The sequence below is a fragment of the Bacteroides sp. CAG:189 genome, from assembly GCF_000432295.1.
Taxonomy (GTDB): domain Bacteria; phylum Bacteroidota; class Bacteroidia; order Bacteroidales; family Bacteroidaceae; genus Bacteroides; species Bacteroides salyersiae.
In genome coordinates this window covers 83,770-103,820 of record NZ_HF991126.1, presented here as the reverse complement: position 1 = coordinate 103,820, position 20,051 = coordinate 83,770, and the positions used below count along the sequence as shown (strand labels likewise).

Here is a 20,051-nt window from a genome sequence, read left to right as displayed (position 1 = left end):
CCTGTAGCCTTAAGCGCAGTAACTTTTCACTCTTTGTTTTTGCCCCTCCCCTCCACCTTATTTTTTATTCTTAATACATCATTTTTTAATTCTATAATTATTATGGCAACAGCTTATCACAATTTATCAGATTACGATTTTAATTCTGTTCCGAATGCAGAAGAAATGAAATTTGGTATTGTTGTTTCTGAGTGGAACGATAAAATCACCGGCGCATTATTGGACGGTGCAATAAATACATTAAAAAAACATGGCGCCAAATCCGAAAACATTTTGGTAAAGACAGTACCCGGAAGCTTTGAACTTACTTTTGGTGCCAACCAAATGATGGAAAATAGTGATGTCGATGCAATTATTATCATTGGCTGCGTAATTAAAGGAGATACTCCACATTTTGATTATGTTTGCATGGGAGTGACTCAAGGAATAGCCCAATTAAATGCAACTGGCGATATACCAGTTATTTACGGACTTATTACCACCAATACAATGGAACAGGCAGAGGACAGAGCCGGTGGCAAGTTAGGTAACAAAGGAGACGAATGTGCAATTACTGCAATAAAAATGATCGATTTTGTTTGGAGTTTAAATAAATAGTTGTATCTTTGCACCGCAATTGAGAAACAAACCTCCTTAAGTGTAAGACAAGGATCTCAAAAGCGAACAAAAGGGCAAATACCAGAGTGGCCAAATGGGGCAGACTGTAAATCTGCTGACTTATGTCTTCGGTGGTTCGAATCCATCTTCTCCCACTCACACTTGCGGAAGTAGCTCACGAATCCATCTTTGCCCACAAAAATTGCGGAAGTAGCTCAGTTGATAGAGCATTAGCCTTCCAAGCTGAGGGTCGCGGGTTTGAGCCCCGTCTTCCGCTCTTCTGAAAATCAGGCAGTTACATTAAAAGTAGCTGCCTTTTTTTTCCAGGCTGAGGGTCGCGGGTTTGAGCCCCGTCTTCCGCTCTTAAGAAAATCCTGATAGTCATTTAAACTATCAGGATTTTTTCTTTTAAAATATTAAGTTCCAACAGGGTGTATTCGGGATCAACGTAAAAACCTGAGGGATTCTTCGATCCGACAGAGAGAATAACAAAAATAAAATTAGCCAAATCAACCACTGCTCACGCCATACCAGTTATTTTGTCTTAAAAGAGTAGAGAAAAGAGAGTATATAGATTTACAACTTCCTATATTTGTAACATCAAATTTATTAATTTAATTCTTCAACCAAAAATACATTGGGAAACATGAAAAAGAGACTGCATTACCCCCTTGCGGGCTTTCTTTTTAGCATCTTCGGTATGCTATCTTCCGGTCTGCAAGCAGACAATAGTTCCAAACCATATTGGCAAGACGTACAAGTGGTAGCCGTAAACAAAGAATACCCCCGTTCTTCTTTTATGAGCTACGATAACCGCACGGATGCACTTAGCGGTAAATTTGAAAACAGCCGATACTACCGGCTACTCAACGGAACATGGAAATTTTACTATGTGGATTCCTATAAAGATTTACCGGACAACATCACGTCTCCGGAAGCAAATACCGCTTCGTGGCATGATATACAAGTTCCCGGAAACTGGGAAGTACAAGGACATGGCGTAGCCATCTATACCAATCACGGATACGAATTCAAAGCACGCAATCCACAACCTCCTCTCCTACCGGAAGCTACTCCTGTAGGTGTCTATCGCCGGGACATCGATATTCCGGCCGATTGGGACGGGCGAGACATCTTCCTGCATATAGCCGGAGCAAAATCCGGGGTCTATGTTTACATAAACGGACAAGAGGTGGGTTATAGCGAGGATTCCAAAAACCCGGCAGAGTTTCTGATCAACCCATATGTAAAACCGGGCAAGAACGTACTTACACTGAAAATATTCCGTTGGAGTACAGGATCCTATCTGGAATGCCAGGATTTTTGGCGTATCAGTGGCATAGAGAGAGACGTATTTCTCTATTCACAGCCTCAAGCAGCCTTGAAGGACTTCCGCATCAAGTCGACCTTGGATGATACTTACAAAGACGGTATCTTTGCATTGAGCGCTGACTTACGTAACCATCGGCCGGCCGGAACAAATCTATCAGTCGTATACGAACTTCTGGACAAGAACGGACAAGTAGTGGCAACAGAAGAAAAAACCACTTATGTGCCTGAAGGAGAATTCCGCACTGTAAGTTTTTCTCAGAAGATTCCCGCCGTACTTACCTGGACTTCGGAACACCCCAACCTGTACAAGCTCTTGATGACAGTAAAAGAAAACGGAAAAGTAAACGAAATCGTTCCTTTCAACGTCGGTTTCCGTAGAATAGAGATCAAAGAAAGTAAACAGCTGGCAGCAAACGGAAAGCCTTACACACTGCTGTTCATCAACGGACAACCCTTGAAACTAAAAGGAGTAAACATACACGAGCATAATCCCGAAACAGGACATTACGTCACTGAAGAACTCATGCGCCGCGATTTCGAGTTGATGAAACAAAACAACTTGAATACAGTCCGTTTATGCCACTATCCGCAAAGCCGCCGTTTTTATGAACTTTGCGATGAATACGGACTCTATGTTTATGATGAAGCAAACATCGAGAGCCACGGCATGTATTATGACCTGCGTAAAGGCGGTTCGTTGGGCAACAATCCGGAATGGCTGAAACCACACATGGAGCGGACTATCAACATGTTCGAGCGTAACAAAAACTATCCGAGTCTCACTTTCTGGTCGCTTGGCAACGAAGCCGGAAACGGATATAATTTCTACCAAACCTACTTATGGCTGAAGAATGCTGACAAGGAACTGATGGATCGCCCTGTAAACTACGAACGCGCCCAATGGGAATGGAACTCTGATATGTACGTACCGCAATATCCCAGTGCAGAATGGCTTGCCCAGATAGGGAAACAAGGCAGTGACCGTCCGGTGGTGCCGTCAGAATACGCTCATGCTATGGGAAATTCCACCGGAAATCTATGGGATCAATGGAAAGAAATCTATAAATATCCCAACTTGCAAGGTGGATATATATGGGACTGGGTAGATCAAGGAATTCTGGAGACAGACAAGAACGGTCGTGAATATTGGACTTACGGTGGCGACTATGGCGTAAATACCCCGAGTGACGGCAATTTCAACTGCAACGGACTTGTCAATCCCGACCGTACACCACATCCTGCTATGGCAGAAGTGAAATATGCTCATCAAAATATCGCTTTTGAACCGGTTGATTTAACAAACGGCAGAATATTGGTAAAGAACCGTTTTTATTTTACAAATATAAAGAAATATAAGATTTCGTATAATATAGCAGCAAATGGAAAGATCATAAAAAGCGGAAAAACCTCTCTGGATATCGATCCACAAGGTTCTAAGGAATTCACAGTTCCTGTAAACGGACTGAAAGCAAAACCGGGAATTGAATACTTCATAAATTTCTCAGTAACCACTGTCGAACCGGAACCTCTGATTCCGGCAGGTCACGAAATAGCCTATGAGCAATTCCGTCTTCCTATCGAACCGTTAGCACGGCCGGCTTTTGCAACCAACGGACCGGCATTGAAAGTACAAACCGAAGGTAAAAATCTGACAGCGACCTCTTCTAAAGTTAATTTTGTATTCAATAAGGAGACAGGACTTGTCACCTCGTATCAGGTGAACGGTACGGAATATTTTAACGACGGATTCGGAATCCAGCCCAATTTCTGGCGTGCCCCAAATGACAATGATTATGGCAATGGAGAACCTAAGCGTCTCCAAATATGGAAACAATCAAGCAAAAATTTCAACGTAGCAGATGCCGACATCGTTATGGATGATAATACCGCCATACTGACAGTCAATTATCTGTTAGCAGCCGGTAATCTCTATATCGTAACTTACAAGATTTATCCATCGGGAGTTATAAAAGTCAATGCACGATTTACTTCGACTGATATGCAAGCCACAGAAACAGAAGTATCCGAAGCAACCCGTATGGCAACATTCACTCCCGGTAATGACGAAGCACGCAAAGCTGCTGCAAAATTGAATGTTCCCCGTATCGGTGTCCGTTTCCGGCTTCCGGCAGAAATGAACAAAGTGGAATACTTCGGACGCGGACCGGAAGAGAATTACATAGACCGGAATGCAGGTACCCTTATCGGGTTATATAAAACCACAGCCGATAAGATGTATTATAATTATGTCCGTCCACAGGAAAACGGTCACCATACTGATACACGCTGGCTAAGCCTCAGCAAAAAAAATGGCAAAGGCCTGACTATTATGGCCGACAGCATCATCGGATTCAATGCTTTACGCAATTCGATTGAAGACTTCGACTCGGAAGAGGCACTCCCACATCCACGTCAATGGAATAACTTTTCACCGGAAGAAATAGCCAATCACGACGAAGAAGCCGCCCGGAATGTATTGAGAAGAATGCACCATGTCAACGATATCACTCCACGTGACTTCGTGGAAGTATGCATCGATATGAAGCAACAAGGACTGGCAGGATACAATAGTTGGGGAGCTCGTCCCGAACCGGCATACACCATTCCTGCCAACCAGGAATATAATTGGGGATTCACTTTGATACCCAATTAAGGAATGAAAGAATGAAGGAATGAAAAAGAACTAATTAATAAATTATTCTGCGCAGCCAATTGGCATATTGGCACATGAATCATTAGCATATTATTTTCATCAACTTTAAAAATAAAAATCATGAAAAATCTATTCGACATTGTGTCTCATTTTGAAATCCAAGGCACCATCAGCGATATAAAACCGTTGGGTGCGGGATTAATCAACGACACTTACAAAGTAACTACGGCCGAAACCGATGCCCCTGATTACGTACTGCAACGCATCAATCACGCTATCTTTCAAAATGTAGAGATGCTGCAAAACAATATAGCTTCAGTAACCAACCACATCCGTCGTAAACTGACAGAACAAGGAGAAACCGATATAGACCGTAAGGTGCTGACTTTCGTAAAAGCTGATGGAGGTAAAACGTATTGGTATGATGGAGAAAATTACTGGCGTATTATGGTATTCATCCCACGTGCGAAAACATATGAAACGGTTAATCCGGAATATTCTTATTATGCCGGTGTTGCTTTCGGTGATTTCCAAGCAAAACTTGCTGACATTCCCGAAACATTGGGTGAGACTATCCCCGACTTCCATAACATGGAATTCCGCTTAAAACAATTGCGTGATGCCGTAGCAGCCAATGCTGCGGGAAGATTGGCCGAGGTACAATACTATATCGATGAGATCGAGAAGCGTGCCGATGAAATGTGTAAAGCCGAACGTATGTATCGCGAAGGAAAATTACCCAAACGTGTATGCCACTGTGATACGAAAGTAAACAACATGATGTTTGATGAAGACGGCAAGGTACTCTGCGTTATCGACCTGGATACCGTAATGCCAAGTTTTATCTTCTCTGACTACGGTGATTTTCTCCGTACAGGAGCCAATACCGGTGATGAAGACGACAAAGATTTGAATCGCGTTAACTTCAACATGGAAATATTCAAAGCATTCACCAAAGGATATCTGGAAGGTGCACGCTCGTTCCTTACTCCGATAGAAATAGAAAATTTGCCTTATGCGGCAGCTTTATTCCCGTATATGCAATGTGTACGTTTTTTGGCTGATTACATTAACGGAGACACTTACTATAAAATCAAATATCCCGAACACAACCTTGTACGCACCAAAGCACAATTCAAACTATTGCAAAGTGTAGAAGAGCACACTCCGGAGATGACAGCATTTATCAGGGAATGTTTAGGCTGACCTCTCCCCAGTCCTCTTCGTGGGAGAGAGCAAAATTAGTTTTGTAACTGATAAATAAACAAGAGTATCTCCTTACTCCCTCTCCCACGGAGAGGGTTGGGGAGAGGCTTCTTAGAATTTCTCCCCCTTCCAAGTATAAACAATAGGGCGGCGGATAAACGGTTTCAGTTTGTCTGCCGTTTCTTTTTCCATATACTCAGGAGTAGTCAGCGTAAATGTAAGTGTATTATCAGAAGCGGAAAGATCAATTTTCATCAACAGCATATCCGCTTGTAAGCGGGCATGATTATACTCATAGGCAGCAGCAGAATCGGGAGTTTCAAAGAAATCATCCATTGCCGGCATAGCGGTAATGAAATCGGATATCGGAAGCTCCTTCCAGTCAGTAGTATAAAACTGAATATTGCTGTCACACACCGGAGCACATGCGGTAGAGACGGTGCAGATAACCTGTGTAGTGTCACTGGTTGCCAATAGCTTCATCTGCCAAGTGCTTTGCGAAGTCATCTGAACACGAATGTAATCCTTGCTCAATTCCGTCATCTCCGACTCCCGTCCAAAACGATTCTCAACCTTTGCCTTCATCTTACTTTCCAAAAAGTCGATACAATCTGCACGATTTACCGCCGTAAGCAATGGAGACAAAGAATCGGGCATATTGACAAATATCTTCTTGGCTTCTTGATGAACCTGAGTTTTGGTACCTTGTTCAGCCAGAACCTTATCCTGTTCAGTCTGAGCCTGCAACGGCGCTACCGCAAACAGCCACAAAGCCGAAAATAACATCCCCCACACCATTGCATACCTACTCATTCTCAATTTATCTATCTTTTTCATCATACCGCATTTTTAATCCATCTGTTATTATTTGAAATACTCGATCCGTCCGTTATCCGGCTGTTTTTCCATCGCCAGGCGTAACCCGATGATTTTCTATGCAAATATAAAGAATAGAATTATATAATGAAAGAAAGGCAGATTATAATAAACAAGACATCTTATTTTGCCACTTTTTTATATCATCTAAGGGACTATTTGCCCATCAGGGTACATTACCCACATAGAATTTACCCCTTCACCGGCTTCACCTTTTTCAATCAAACTCCCCATTCATCGATGATACAGGGTGAAGGCAGGTCCGGTTTTCTGAATACGGTGTTTACCGTCCGTATGCTCGGTGCTCACCACCCGTATGCCTGAGGTTTACGAAACGTATGCACGGTACTTGGGAGACATTTGCACCGAAACCAAAGAGACGGAACGACCCTTCACCCTGTATTGCCGATGAATAAAGCGGCTAAGCAAAAAAGTGAAACCGATGAAGGGGGTAAAAAAGATACTACATCTTTTCACGTAAGAAGAAAATTCACGAAAGTGCTGCTGATTTTGGCTAACACTGTCACTACTTATTTTGTACAACTACTACCTGGTTCCCAGATACAAAAAGAACATTCCGATCAATACTAAAATAAGGTCAATAGCTTTACTTTTTAAATTCTTCTCACGGAAGAGCAAGGCTCCGAAAAGGAAAGAAACCACTACACTGCCACGACGCACCATTGATACGATGGAAATCATAGAATCTTCATAACTCAAAGCATAGAAATATACAAAATCCGCAGCACAAAGAAATATGGAAATCAGAATAATCGTCCAATCCCAACGGAAAGGAGTAGTCGTTTTACGCTTCGGCCACCAAAGCAGTGCCAAGATCGGACACATGATAAGCACCTGATATACATTATACCATGACTGCACCAACATCGGATTGAGATGCTTCATCAAATACTTATCATACAGCCCACTTACGGCCCCCATCACCGCAGCCAACACAATAAAGAAAATCCATTTATCATGTTTGAAATCGATCCCTTCCTTTTTTCCCGACCGACTCAGCATAAAAAAGGAGAGAACCGCCAGCATCACCCCGATCCATTGATAGAGATTCAGACGCTCTCCGAATATCAACATTGCACCTACCAGCACCATTACAGGACGGGTAGCATTGATGGGTCCCACGATGGTAAGCGGCAGATGCTTCATTCCGAAATATCCGAATATCCAGGAAGAGAGCACGATAAACGATTTTATTATAATGAATTTGTGTTCTTCCCAACCGGCAACAGGAACTTCAAACATCGTCCCTCCCAACAAATCCGGAGCATATACAGACAGGAGAATGAAAGGCAGAAAAATCAGACTGGAAAAGATCGTGTTCAAAAACAAAACCGGAAGCACGGCATTGTCTCTCAGAGACTGCTTCTTGAACACATCATAAAAACCCAGCAAAGCTGCTGAAAGGAAGGCGAGTAATAACCACATGAAGTAAAATTATTTACAATTAGACGATTAAGAAATTGACGATTAAGAAATTGACGATTAGACAATTGACGGTTTACGATTGGAGACGCCATGTTACAGATACCATGTTGGATGATTGTCAATGGTGAGAGCTATGTTTTGACAAAAAGGGTGTCGGGATACTCGACATCAACCAAAAAAAGGGCATGGCCGGGTACCGAAGTGCCGGCTTTGCAACGATCCTGCTGTTCTATGACATTCCGAAAACCCTCTATGGACAACTTTCCACGCCCCACTTCAAGAAGCGTACCGACTATTGCACGCACCATGTTCCGCAAAAAACGATCTGCTTGAATGGTAAAGACCCAAGTCGTATCATCCACCTGAGTCCATTCGGCATGCATTATTTTGCATAGATTGGTTTTCGCATCCGTATGCAATTTACTGAAACTTGTAAAATCCGAGTAATCAAACAAAGTAGCGGCTGCCCGGTTCATCCGGTCAAAATCGAGCACGCTATGCACACGATAACGATACTGACGGTTAAAAGGATACTTGGCAGTCGTCACATAATACTTATAGGTACGTGCCGTCGCATCAAAGCGCGCATGAGCATCTTCTCTCACCGGACAGACTTTAAAAACGGAGATATCCGGAGGCAACAAACGGTTCAGTTTTTCCGTCACAGCCATTACATCCAGTTCTTCCTCATTATCAAAATGGGCCACCATCAGCGAAGCATGTACTCCGGCATCGGTTCTTCCGGCTCCCACCACCTCTACTTCTCTTCGCAAAAAGGTAGACAATGCTTTCATCAGGCACTCCTGTACGCTGCATCCATTGGGTTGAATCTGCCAACCGTGATAGTTGGTTCCGTCATAAGCCAAATAAATAAAGTATCTTTGCACGCTTTCTATCCGATTATAAGTTTTCGCGTGCAAAGGTAATTATTTTAATCGAAAATCAGGAATTATCCGTTGAATTCGCATAGGTGGAAGGGGTTGTACCAAATGCATCTACAAAATGTTTCCGGAAAGTCGGTATATCATTATAGCCGACCATTTCGGCCACTTCCTGCACGGCATATACCTTCTGCTTCAGCAACACGGCCGCCTTACGCATACGCACTCCCCTTATCAGCTCTATGATTGTAAAATCCGTGCTCTGTTTTACTTTACGATACAGAGTGGGTTGGCTCAAATACAACACATTTTCGGATAACTCGAAAAGTGTAAGTAACGGTTCTCCCTTGGCTCTCTACTACTATACCGGAGAAAATATTGCTCCGGAAGCAGCCAGAAGGACTACAATAAAAATAACAGCGACTTCAGGACGGAATAGCAAAACGTATACAATAGAATTAGGTGCCGATTCACCTAATGTTGAAAACAGAAATTATTCGATCTATCGAAATAACAACTATACTTTTAATATTAATCTGAAATAAAATATGACACTATATACTATGGAAATACTTGAAATTCTATCCAGAGAATCGGAAAATACACAACATGTGTATGTGTACGAAGAAAATGGCCGTTGGTATGCCTATGAACGTTCAGCACAATTAGTCAAATATTTGCTTGCAGAACTTTTGAAAATCAAGCAATTTGTCAATACCACATACGACATTATACTCGACCGTGTGGAAGTTGACCTGACAACACTCATCGAGAGATGTCCTATCACATTGTGTTCCGACTCGGAAATGGTGATAGAATGTCCCGGAATATAACCGGTCGACAGAAAAAAGAGAAATAGAAATTCCCTTTTTATAGAATATATTGTTTGTTTTGTTTGTGTTCCTCACCCCACTTACAGTGTTGTCTGTGAAGATAGCGGTAAGCGGGTGGGGATTTTTTCGCAAAATGTATTGTTTCGTATCTTCCAAACACGTATATTTGGAGGAAATAAAATACAAAACAATTAATCAATTCGCCATGAGTAGTAATATTTTTCTAATCATCGCACTTGTCACGACAGGCATTTTCGCTGTACAATTCGTCCTATCCATCTTTTTCGGTGATATAAATGCCGATGCAGATATTGACACAGACATCAGCAGTGTAGTGTCTTTCAAAGGTTTGACACACTTCGGTATCGGTTTCGGATGGTACATGTATCTACAACAAGACACAGACGTGATTTCGTATATAGTCGGCATACTCGTAGGGCTATTGTTTGTTTTTGCTGTGTGGTATCTTTACAAAAAGGCATATCAATTGCAACAGGTAAACCGTTCGGAGAATACAGAACAACTGGTAGGACGCGAATGTACGATTTACTTTAACCAAGGCAAGGGGAAATATACCGTGCAGGTGAGCCGGGACGGTGCCATGAGAGAAGTAGACGTCATCTCCGAATCTTCCAAAGTCTATCGGACAGGAGATAAGACGATTATCGCTGCTTATAGAGAGGGGACGCTGTATATTAATTAAGGGAGAATGGAGAAGGGAGAATGGAGAAGTACTATGCAGTGTAATAGCGCAGCAACTTTCAACTTTCAACTAAACAAGAGCTTTCAACTGAAGAGAGGGAAAATTAAAAGATTAAAATAAGTTGAACATTAAACATTGACAATTGACATGACGCAGGAAATGATGATTATGGCTGCTATTCTGGTGGCGGTGATTTTATTTACATTCATCGGGATTCTATCCCGCTACAGAAAATGTAAGAGTGACGAAGTATTGGTAGTTTACGGTAAGACAGGAGGAGACAAGAAGTCGGCGAAACTTTATCACGGTGGAGCGGCTTTTGTATGGCCTATCATCCAAGGATACGAATTCTTGTCGATGAAACCATTGCAGATCGACTGTAAACTCACAGGAGCACTGTCTGCGCAGAATATTCGCGTGGATGTACCGACCACTATTACTGTGGCCATCAGCACAGATCCGGAAGTGATGCAAAACGCGGCGGAACGTATGCTGGGACTGACAATGGACGACAAACAAAACTTGATTACGGATGTAGTATACGGCCAGATGCGTCTGGTGATTGCCGATATGACGATTGAAGAACTGAACTCTGACCGTGACAAGTTTTTGTCGAAGGTGAAAGACAACATCGATACGGAATTGCGCAAATTCGGTCTGTACCTGATGAATATCAATATCAGTGACATCCGGGATGCCGCCAACTATATCGTCAATTTAGGTAAAGAAGCGGAAAGCAAGGCATTGAACGAAGCACAAGCCAACATCGAAGAACAGGAAAAACTCGGTGCGATCAAGATTGCCAACCAGATAAAAGAACGTGAGACAAAGGTTGCAGAAACCCGTAAAGACCAAGATATTGCCATCGCCGAAACGAAAAAGCTGCAAGAAATTTCCGTAGCCAATGCCGACAAAGACCGTATCTCGCAAGTGGCAATAGCCAACGCAGAAAAAGAATCACAGGTGGCCAAAGCAGAAGCTGATAAGAACATACGCATCGAACAGGCAAATACGGAAAAAGAAAGCCGTATTGCGGAACTGAACTCCGACATGGAGATAAAACAGGCAGAGGCCGGCAAGAAAGCGGCTATCGGACGAAATGAAGCACAAAAAGAAGTGGCCAAATCAAATGCAGAATTGGCCGTAACACAGGCAAACGCCGACAAAGAGGCCGGAGAAGCAGCTGCAAAATCGGAAGCCGCCGTACAAACAGCAAGAGAAATCGCTCAGAAAGAGGTGGAAGAAGCCAAAGCCCGGAAAGTAGAATCATCGCTGAAAGCAGAAAAAATAGTACCGGCAGAAGTAGCCCGTCAAGAAGCTATCTTGCAAGCGGAAGCCGTGGCAGAAAAGATTACCCGTGAAGCGGAAGCCCGTGCTAAAGCTACGTTAGCACAAGCGGAAGCAGAGGCCAAAGCGATCCAGATGAAACTGGAAGCCGAAGCCGAAGGTAAGAAACGTTCGTTATTGGCCGAAGCCGAAGGATTCGAAGCCATGGTGCGTGCAGCAGAATCCAACCCTGCCATTGCCATCCAATACAAGATGGTGGACCAGTGGAAAGAAATTGCCGGTGAACAGGTAAAAGCGTTCGAACACATGAATTTGGGAAATATCACCGTATTCGACGGTGGAAACGGTGGAACCAGCAATTTCCTCAATACACTGGTGAAGACGGTAGCACCCAGTTTGGGAGTACTCGACAAACTGCCGATTGGTGAAACAGTGAAAGGAATCATAAACCCGGACAGCAAAGAAGAAAAGAAAGAGGAAAAACCGGAAGAAAAAAAGAAATAAACGGATTCTGAATTCCTTTTTCATATAATTCATACATCATAAACCCTTTCAAAAGAAGAACGTAAAAACCGTTCTTCTTTTTTTGTTATTCACCGAATCTTTTCACGCAAAAAGTTTATCTTTGTGCCCACAAAATAAAAATGGAGTTTATATCTATGCGCTTTCATCATCATTATCCTATCTGTCTATTTCTGTCTATCGTACTTATCAGTTTTACCGGATGCAAAAAGAAAGATATGTCGCTCAAAATGAACGAGCCACGCAACATCAAAGGAGTCATCAGCTACAAACGCTCTTTCGGGGACTTGAACGATATGCATCTCAAAGCAGCTCAAAGTCTGGGAATCTGCCCGCTTGCTTCACGGGAAGAGGCAGAACGGATGAAAGAAAAATTAGTGCAGATCAGAAACAACGAACATTACAGCGTCGACTCACTGACACACTCCATTCCATTTCTCATTCCGCGCGCCGGTGCTCTATTAGACACGATAGGTGTTAACTTCCTCGACTCGCTCACTTCGAAAGGATTGAATCCTAACCAGATAGTAGTGACTTCCGTGCTCCGCACAGAAGATGATGTGAAACGTTTACGACGCAGAAATGTAAATGCATCGAAAAACTCCGCCCACTTTTATGGAACGACTTTCGATGTAAGCTGGAAACGTTTCAGAAAAATAGAGGACGAAGACGGGCGTCCGTTACAAGATGTATCTGCTGACACTCTAAAACTCGTACTTGCCGAAGTTCTGAGAGATTTGCGCAAAGCAGACAAATGTTTTATAAAATATGAATTGAAACAGGGATGTTTCCACATTACAACCAGATAAGAAAGAAGTTACAGATATACAACTTGTAATTAAAATATTTCCGTCCTAACATTCAAAGTATCCAAACCTTTCATTAAATTTGCGGATATTTTTCTTTAATACAATTCAATGATAGAGAAACTGATTGTTCTGGAGGATATCGATCCGGTAATCTTTTATGGCGTTAACAACGCTAATATACAGTTAATTAAAGCTTTATATCCGAAGCTACGTATTGTTGCCCGTGGTAATGTCATTAAAGTGATGGGTGACGAAGAAGAAATGTGTGCTTTCGAAGAAAACATCATCAAACTGGAAAAATACTGCGCAGAATACAACTCACTGAAAGAAGAAGTAATTATTGACATCATCAAAGGAAACGCTCCGCAAGCCGAGCAGACCGGAAATGTGATCGTATTCAGTGTAACCGGCAAACCGATTATTCCCCGTAGCGAGAATCAACTGAAATTAGTGGAAGGTTTCGCCAAAAACGATATGGTATTTGCAATCGGCCCTGCCGGCTCGGGAAAGACATATACTGCTATTGCTCTGGCCGTTCGTGCGCTGAAAAATAAGGAAATAAAAAAAATCATTCTCAGCCGCCCTGCTGTGGAAGCCGGAGAAAAGTTAGGTTTCCTGCCCGGTGACATGAAAGATAAAATAGATCCGTACCTGCAACCGCTATATGATGCTTTGCAAGACATGATTCCAGCTGCCAAGCTGAAAGAATATATGGAACTGAATATCATCCAGATTGCTCCGCTCGCTTTCATGCGCGGACGTACGCTGAATGATGCTGTCGTCATTCTGGATGAAGCACAGAATACCACCACCCAGCAAATCAAAATGTTTCTGACCCGTATGGGCATGAACACCAAGATGATCGTAACCGGAGACATGACACAGATAGACTTGCCGACTTCACAAACATCGGGATTGATACAGGCACTCCGCATCTTGAAAGGAGTAAAAGGAATCAGCTTTGTAGAGTTGAATAAAAAAGACATTGTCCGTCATAAACTGGTAGAACGCATCGTAGACGCTTACGAAAAATTCGACAAGGAGGCGAAAGCTGAGCGGGAGAAAGCTAAAAGCGAAAAATTACAGGCTACCGACCATGAGAAAACCAAAAAGTAATTTCTGATTGTAAACCATCGGCATACTTACGTGTAAAATTTAAATAATGGTCATGACCATAGGAAATAAATTGTAAACAAAATGATGAAAGCATTAACAAAAACTGAGTTCAACTTTCCGGGACAAAAAAGTGTGTACCACGGGAAAGTACGCGATGTGTACAACATCAATGGTGAAAAATTAGTCATGGTAGCTACCGACCGTATTTCGGCCTTTGATGTAGTACTGCCTGAAGGTATTCCGTATAAAGGACAAATGCTAAACCAGATTGCAGCCAAATTCCTCGACGCAACAACAGACATCTGTCCGAATTGGAAACTTGCTACCCCGGACCCAATGGTTACGGTAGGTGTGCTTTGCGAAGGTTTCCCGGTGGAAATGATTGTACGCGGTTACCTTTGTGGAAGTGCATGGCGCGCTTACAAAAGTGGCGTACGCGAAATATGCGGTGTGAAACTTCCGGACGGAATGCGTGAAAACGAGAAATTCCCGGAACCGATCGTGACTCCTACCACGAAAGCCGAAATGGGATTGCATGACGAAGATATCTCCAAAGAAGAGATTCTGAAACAAGGATTGGCTACTCCGGAAGAATATGCGATCCTTGAGAAATATACACTGGCCCTCTTCAAGCGCGGTACAGAAATCGCTGCCGAACGTGGATTGATTCTTGTAGATACAAAATATGAATTCGGCAAGCACAACGGCACTATTTACCTGATGGATGAAATCCATACACCGGATTCAAGCCGTTATTTCTATTCGGAAGGTTATCAGGAACGTTTCGAAAAAGGAGAAGCACAGAAACAACTCTCCAAAGAATTCGTACGCGAATGGTTGATGGATAACGGATTCCAGGGAAAAGACGGACAGAAAGTACCCGAAATGACACCGGAAATCGTACAGGGTATCAGCGACCGTTATATCGAACTTTTTGAAAACATCACCGGAGAAAAATTTGTGAAGGAAGATACGAGCAACATTGCCGCACGTATTGAAAAGAACGTAATGGATTTCCTGAAAAAATAATGAACTACCCACAAGAACATATCAAGCCTTACGGCACGGAGGGAAAAAAGAGCGAACAAGTGGAACAAATGTTCGACAACATCGCCCCGGCGTATGACATGCTGAACCATACCCTGTCATTGGGTATTGACAAAAGCTGGCGACGCAAAGCGATCAAATGGTTGCGCCCTTTCCAACCGCAACGCATGATGGATGTAGCCACCGGTACAGGCGATTTTGCCATACTGGCCTACGACATGCTCCGTCCCGAACGACTGATAGGAACGGATATCTCTGAAGGCATGATGAATGTGGGACGTGAAAAAGTAAAAAGAGTGGGTCTCTCGGACAAAATCACCTTTGTCCGGGAAGACTGTACTTCTCTCTCGTTTGCCGACAATAGTTTTGACGCTGTCACCGTCGCCTTTGGCATCCGCAACTTTGAAGATCTGGACAGAGGGCTCTCAGAGATGTGCCGCGTGCTCATTCCCGGTGGTCATTTAGTGATATTGGAATTAACCACACCCGACCGTTTCCCGATGAAACAGTTGTTTGCCCTTTATTCCAAAATCGTCATTCCCGTTTTAGGCAAGCTATTTTCAAAAGACAACAGTGCCTACCGCTATCTGCCGCAAACAATCAAAGTCTTCCCGCAGGGAGAGGTCATGACGAAAAGTATTGCGCAAGCAGGATTCAGCCGGGTAGAGTTCCGCCGGCTGACGTTTGGCATCTGTACACTTTATACGGCTACGAAATAATGAATAATGCACCAATATGCTAATATGCCAATATGCCAATTGGGCTGCGGCCTGTTTTTTTCGGTCTGCGCAGCCCAATTGGCATATTGACATATTGACACATTAAATAATTATTATCAATATGCAGAAATATGGTTTAATCGGTTATCCGCTAAAACATTCGTTCTCTATCGGTTATTTCAACGAAAAATTCCATTCGGAAGGAATAGATGCGGAATACGTCAATTTCGAAATTCCAAGCATCAATAACTTTATGGAAGTTATTGAAGAAAATCCGAACTTATGCGGACTAAACGTTACGATACCCTACAAAGAACAGGTAATTCCATTTCTGGATTCATTAGATCCGGATACTGCCAAAATAGGTGCGGTAAACGTTATTAAGATTATTCGCCAGCCCAAAGGAAAGGTAAAATTAGTCGGCTACAATTCGGATATTATCGGTTTTACCCAATCGATACAACCATTATTATTGCCGTCACACAAAAAAGCTCTGATTTTAGGTACGGGCGGGGCTTCCAAAGCTGTTTTTCATGGGCTCAAAAATTTAGGAATCGAAGGGGTATTTGTTTCCCGTACACACAAGCCGGGAATGTTGACCTATGAAGAACTAACCCCGGAAATAATGGCCGAATACACGGTGATTGTCAACTGTACGCCGGTAGGAATGTATCCGAAAGTCGATTTCTGTCCCGACATACCTTACGAACAACTTACACCAAACCATTTACTTTATGATTTGTTGTATAACCCAAACGTCACTCTCTTCATGAAAAAAGGGGAAGAACGTGGCGCCATCACCAAAAACGGATTGGAAATGCTTCTTCTACAAGCATTCGCCGCATGGGAAATATGGAATAAATAACACAGAAGATGGAGAAAGGATTTAAAAGAGGCTGGATATTGGGAGGCATCATCTTATTGGTGATACTGACCGGTTGCACGATCGGAGGAAGTTATTATATGCTCAACTTCTCACTGACTCCGAATGCCAGGATACGTGCCAAAGATGCAGATTCCTATAGGTATCTATATGCCAATTATCCTTTTCTGCGCCCTTGGGTAGACAGTCTCAATCAGGTAAATGCCTTGAAAGACACTTTTATTTTGAACCCGGAAGGCATACGACTGCATGCCTACTATATTGCAGCTCCAAAACCTACCCCAAAAACAGCAGTCATTGTGCACGGTTATACCGACAATGCGATAAGCATGTTTATGATCGGATATCTGTATAATCACGATTTACAGTTCAACATCCTTTTACCCGATTTGCAGCATCATGGCGAAAGCGAAGGTCCTGCTATACAAATGGGATGGAAAGATCGTCTCGATGTAATGCAATGGATGCACGTGGCCAATCAGATTTACGGTGACAGTACCCGAATGGTAGTTCATGGCATCTCTATGGGAGGTGCTACTACCATGATGGTGGCCGGAGAAGAACAACCGGAATTCGTTAAATGCTTTGTGGAAGACTGCGGATATACCAGTGTATGGGACGAATTTTCACACGAACTGAAATCGGCTTTTCACTTGCCTAAATTCCCGCTGATGTACACAACAAGCTGGCTGTGCGAACAAAAGTACGGATGGAATTTCAAAGAAGCCTCTTCGCTAAAACAAGTTGAAAAGGCAGACCTTCCCATGTTTTTCATACATGGTGATAAAGACACCTACGTGCCAACCTGGATGGTTTACCCCCTCTACGAAGCTAAATCGGATCCCAAAGAGTTATGGATCGTTCCGGGAGCAAAGCATGCCGTATCTTACAAAGAAAATAATACAGAATATACCAACCGTGTAAAGAACTTCGTCGACAAGTATATCGAATAAAAGATAAAAGTAGCTATATTTGTGGACGATAACGAAAACTATTATGAAACAAATACTCACTTTTATACTGCTCACATTTCTCTGCCTGCCTTCACAAGCGCAGGAAAAGATATATACCGTAGACAATATTCCGAAAGTACATCTGCAAAACAAACTCCGGTATGTGTGCAATCCAGCCGATATTTTGTCGCAAGCAGCCTGTGACAGCATTGACCGTATGCTCTATAATCTGGAAGAAAAAACCGGGATAGAAACAGTCGTTGCCGTAGTTCCTTCCATCGGACAAGAGGATTGCTTTGATTTCGCCCATCAACTGCTCAACCAATGGGGTGTAGGCAAAAAAGGGAAAAATAACGGTCTGGTAATTCTCTTGGTAACCGATCAACGTTGTATTCAGTTCTATACCGGATATGGGCTTGAAGGTGATTTACCCGATGCCATCTGTAAACGGATACAAACAAAAAACATGATTCCATTCTTGAAAACAGGCAATTGGGATGCAGGAATGGTAAGCGGTATACGTGCCGTATGCCAGCGTCTGGACGGATCGATGGTAAATGACGCTGCCAACGACGAAGAAGATATTTCATGGTCGATGATCTTGTTGGCTGTCGTCGGTTTTATGGGAGTAGCATCTATTATCAGTATTATAGCAGTGAGAGCAGCCACTCGCTGTCCTCAATGCGGCAAGCACAAGTTGCAGCGCACCGGTAGCAGAGTCGTTTCCAAACGTAATGGAGTAAAAACAGAAGACATCACGTATACTTGCCGGAACTGCGGACATACTATAGTGCGCCGGCAGCAAACGTATGATGACGACTATCATGGACGTGGCGGCAGAGGTGGCGGAGGCCCGTTCATCGGCGGTTTCGGTGGTGGAAGCTTCGGAGGCGGCGGTGGCTTCAGCGGTGGCAGTTTCGGCGGCGGTATGGGCGGAGGCGGTGGAGCCGGTTCACGTTTCTAAGTGCTTCCGATACGGAATGAAACACCCATGAAAACAAAAAGAAATGTCAGAAAAACAAGACTATAAATAAATAATTTTAAATAAAAAGAAAATGAAGAAATCGATTATTATCATTATTGCCGTAGTGGCAGTTATCGTTATATGGGCTGTGAGCATGTACAACGGCCTGGTTACTATGGACGAAAGCGTAAACAGCCAGTGGGCAAATGTGGAAACACAATATCAACGCCGTGCCGATCTTATCCCTAATCTGGTAAATACAGTGAAAGGATATGCGTCTCATGAGAAAGAAACGCTGGAAGGAGTAGTGGAAGCTCGTAGCAAGGCAACTCAAATGCAGGTAAATGCCAATGACCTGACTCCGGAGAAACTGGCAGAGTATCAGAAAGCACAAGGTGCAGTCACTTCCGCTTTGGGTAAGTTACTCGCTATCACCGAAAATTACCCGGATTTAAAAGCCAACCAGAATTTCCTCGAGCTTCAAGCACAATTGGAAGGAACGGAAAACCGTATCAACGTAGCCCGCACCAACTTTAACAATGCCGCACAGGCCTACAATACAGCAATTCGCCGTTTTCCAAAAAGTCTCTTTGCATCTATGTTCGGTTTTGACAAACAGGCCTATTTTGAAGCAGCCGAAGGTACCGAAACCGCTCCAACGGTAAGTTTTTAAATAAAACTCTTTCAGTCGAACTCATGCTAAAATGTTGGCTATACGGAAAAAAAACAGTACTTTTGCCGCCGTATACAAAACCCAATAACTCATGAGTAATCAACGATACATGATGCGAGGTGTCAGCGCATCAAAAGAGGATGTGCACAATGCCATCAAAAACATAGACAAAGGTATTTTTCCGCAAGCTTTTTGTAAAATCATTCCCGATATTTTGGGTGGAGATCCGGAGTATTGTAATATTATGCATGCCGATGGTGCCGGAACAAAATCATCTCTGGCCTACATGTATTGGAAAGAGACAGGTGACCTGTCGGTATGGAAAGGTATCGCACAGGATGCATTGATTATGAATATCGACGACCTGTTGTGTGTAGGTGCCGTAGACAATATTCTCGTATCATCTACTATCGGCCGTAATAAACTTCTTATTCCAGGTGAGGTTATCTCTGCCATTATCAACGGGACAGATGAATTATTGGCCGAACTTCGCGAAATGGGAGTCGGTGTATATGCCACCGGAGGGGAAACAGCCGGGGTTGGGGGTCTCG

17 protein-coding genes, 2 tRNA genes and 2 pseudogenes (1 of these 21 running past the window's edge) are annotated in these 20,051 nt (G+C 43.1%); 17 read left to right on the top strand and 4 right to left on the bottom strand.

The features are described 5' to 3' along the window. Positions 1-102: 102 nt before the first annotated feature. From ribH to QVP90_RS19580, 5 genes are all read left to right on the top strand, one after another. A complete protein-coding gene (ribH, locus tag QVP90_RS19600) occupies positions 103-597 on the top strand; it encodes a 6,7-dimethyl-8-ribityllumazine synthase (protein ID WP_005925274.1) in 495 nt (164 codons plus the stop codon). Between the two features lie 72 nt (positions 598-669). Continuing rightward, positions 670-752: transfer RNA gene (locus QVP90_RS19595), tRNA-Tyr, on the top strand. A 49-nt stretch (positions 753-801) separates the two neighbouring features. After that, positions 802-874: transfer RNA gene (locus QVP90_RS19590), tRNA-Gly, on the top strand. A 369-nt stretch (positions 875-1,243) separates the two neighbouring features. Then, the gene (locus tag QVP90_RS19585) at positions 1,244-4,582 is read left to right on the top strand and encodes a glycoside hydrolase family 2 TIM barrel-domain containing protein (protein WP_021937377.1); all 3,339 of its coding nucleotides are present in this window, start codon (positions 1,244-1,246) and stop codon (positions 4,580-4,582) included. Positions 4,583-4,702: 120 nt separating this feature from the next. Next, positions 4,703-5,788, top strand: coding sequence for a phosphotransferase enzyme family protein (locus tag QVP90_RS19580; RefSeq protein WP_021937376.1), 1,086 nt, complete (start codon positions 4,703-4,705; stop codon positions 5,786-5,788). A gap of 111 nt (positions 5,789-5,899) precedes the next feature. Here QVP90_RS19580 and QVP90_RS19575 read toward each other — a convergent pair whose 3' ends face one another. From QVP90_RS19575 to QVP90_RS19560, 4 genes and pseudogenes are all read right to left on the bottom strand, one after another. After that, complete coding sequence (locus tag QVP90_RS19575) at positions 5,900-6,601, bottom strand: DUF3256 family protein (protein ID WP_025819102.1); 702 nt, start codon at positions 6,599-6,601, stop codon at positions 5,900-5,902. A gap of 609 nt (positions 6,602-7,210) precedes the next feature. Beyond that, positions 7,211-8,110: a DMT family transporter gene (locus QVP90_RS19570; RefSeq protein ID WP_005925285.1), complete on the bottom strand. Its 900-nt coding sequence runs from the start codon at positions 8,108-8,110 to the stop codon at positions 7,211-7,213. 131 nt (positions 8,111-8,241) lie between these two features. Then, positions 8,242-8,997 (bottom strand): tRNA pseudouridine(38-40) synthase TruA, encoded by a 756-nt coding sequence (gene truA, locus QVP90_RS19565; RefSeq protein WP_130058055.1) that lies wholly within the window; start codon positions 8,995-8,997, stop codon positions 8,242-8,244. A 55-nt stretch (positions 8,998-9,052) separates the two neighbouring features. Next, a pseudogene (locus tag QVP90_RS19560) lies at positions 9,053-9,295 on the bottom strand (helix-turn-helix domain-containing protein); the annotation flags it as partial. Positions 9,296-9,539: 244 nt separating this feature from the next. Here QVP90_RS19560 and QVP90_RS19555 point away from each other — a divergent pair. The 12 genes and pseudogenes from QVP90_RS19555 to QVP90_RS19500 form a co-directional block, all read left to right on the top strand. Beyond that, entirely contained in the window at positions 9,540-9,824 is a 285-nt protein-coding gene (locus QVP90_RS19555; RefSeq protein WP_021937374.1) for a hypothetical protein, read from the top strand. A 205-nt stretch (positions 9,825-10,029) separates the two neighbouring features. After that, the gene (locus tag QVP90_RS19550) at positions 10,030-10,527 is read left to right on the top strand and encodes a hypothetical protein (RefSeq protein WP_025819099.1); all 498 of its coding nucleotides are present in this window, start codon (positions 10,030-10,032) and stop codon (positions 10,525-10,527) included. 147 nt (positions 10,528-10,674) lie between these two features. Further along, the gene (locus QVP90_RS19545) at positions 10,675-12,318 is read left to right on the top strand and encodes a flotillin family protein (RefSeq protein WP_005925300.1); all 1,644 of its coding nucleotides are present in this window, start codon (positions 10,675-10,677) and stop codon (positions 12,316-12,318) included. Between the two features lie 155 nt (positions 12,319-12,473). Next, positions 12,474-13,145 (top strand): DUF5715 family protein, encoded by a 672-nt coding sequence (locus QVP90_RS19540; protein ID WP_021937372.1) that lies wholly within the window; start codon positions 12,474-12,476, stop codon positions 13,143-13,145. 108 nt (positions 13,146-13,253) lie between these two features. After that, entirely contained in the window at positions 13,254-14,261 is a 1,008-nt protein-coding gene (locus QVP90_RS19535; protein WP_005925306.1) for a PhoH family protein, read from the top strand. Positions 14,262-14,345: 84 nt separating this feature from the next. Further along, complete coding sequence (locus tag QVP90_RS19530) at positions 14,346-15,290, top strand: phosphoribosylaminoimidazolesuccinocarboxamide synthase (protein WP_025819098.1); 945 nt, start codon at positions 14,346-14,348, stop codon at positions 15,288-15,290. After that, positions 15,290-16,027 (top strand): bifunctional demethylmenaquinone methyltransferase/2-methoxy-6-polyprenyl-1,4-benzoquinol methylase UbiE, encoded by a 738-nt coding sequence (ubiE, locus tag QVP90_RS19525; protein WP_021937371.1) that lies wholly within the window; start codon positions 15,290-15,292, stop codon positions 16,025-16,027. Before QVP90_RS19530 ends, ubiE begins: the two co-directional genes overlap by 1 nt. Before the next feature lie 121 nt (positions 16,028-16,148). After that, positions 16,149-16,892 (top strand): shikimate dehydrogenase family protein, encoded by a 744-nt coding sequence (locus QVP90_RS19520; protein ID WP_021937370.1) that lies wholly within the window; start codon positions 16,149-16,151, stop codon positions 16,890-16,892. An 8-nt stretch (positions 16,893-16,900) separates the two neighbouring features. Then, complete coding sequence (locus tag QVP90_RS19515; protein ID WP_021937369.1) at positions 16,901-17,863, top strand: alpha/beta hydrolase; 963 nt, start codon at positions 16,901-16,903, stop codon at positions 17,861-17,863. 43 nt (positions 17,864-17,906) lie between these two features. Beyond that, positions 17,907-18,827, top strand: a complete 921-nt coding sequence (locus QVP90_RS19510) for a TPM domain-containing protein (RefSeq protein ID WP_217738764.1) — start codon at positions 17,907-17,909, stop codon at positions 18,825-18,827. Positions 18,828-18,918: 91 nt separating this feature from the next. Beyond that, positions 18,919-19,500, top strand: a complete 582-nt coding sequence (locus QVP90_RS19505; RefSeq protein ID WP_021937367.1) for a LemA family protein — start codon at positions 18,919-18,921, stop codon at positions 19,498-19,500. A gap of 91 nt (positions 19,501-19,591) precedes the next feature. Continuing rightward, positions 19,592-20,051 (top strand): annotated as a pseudogene (locus tag QVP90_RS19500) (AIR synthase-related protein); it runs 736 nt beyond the window's last position.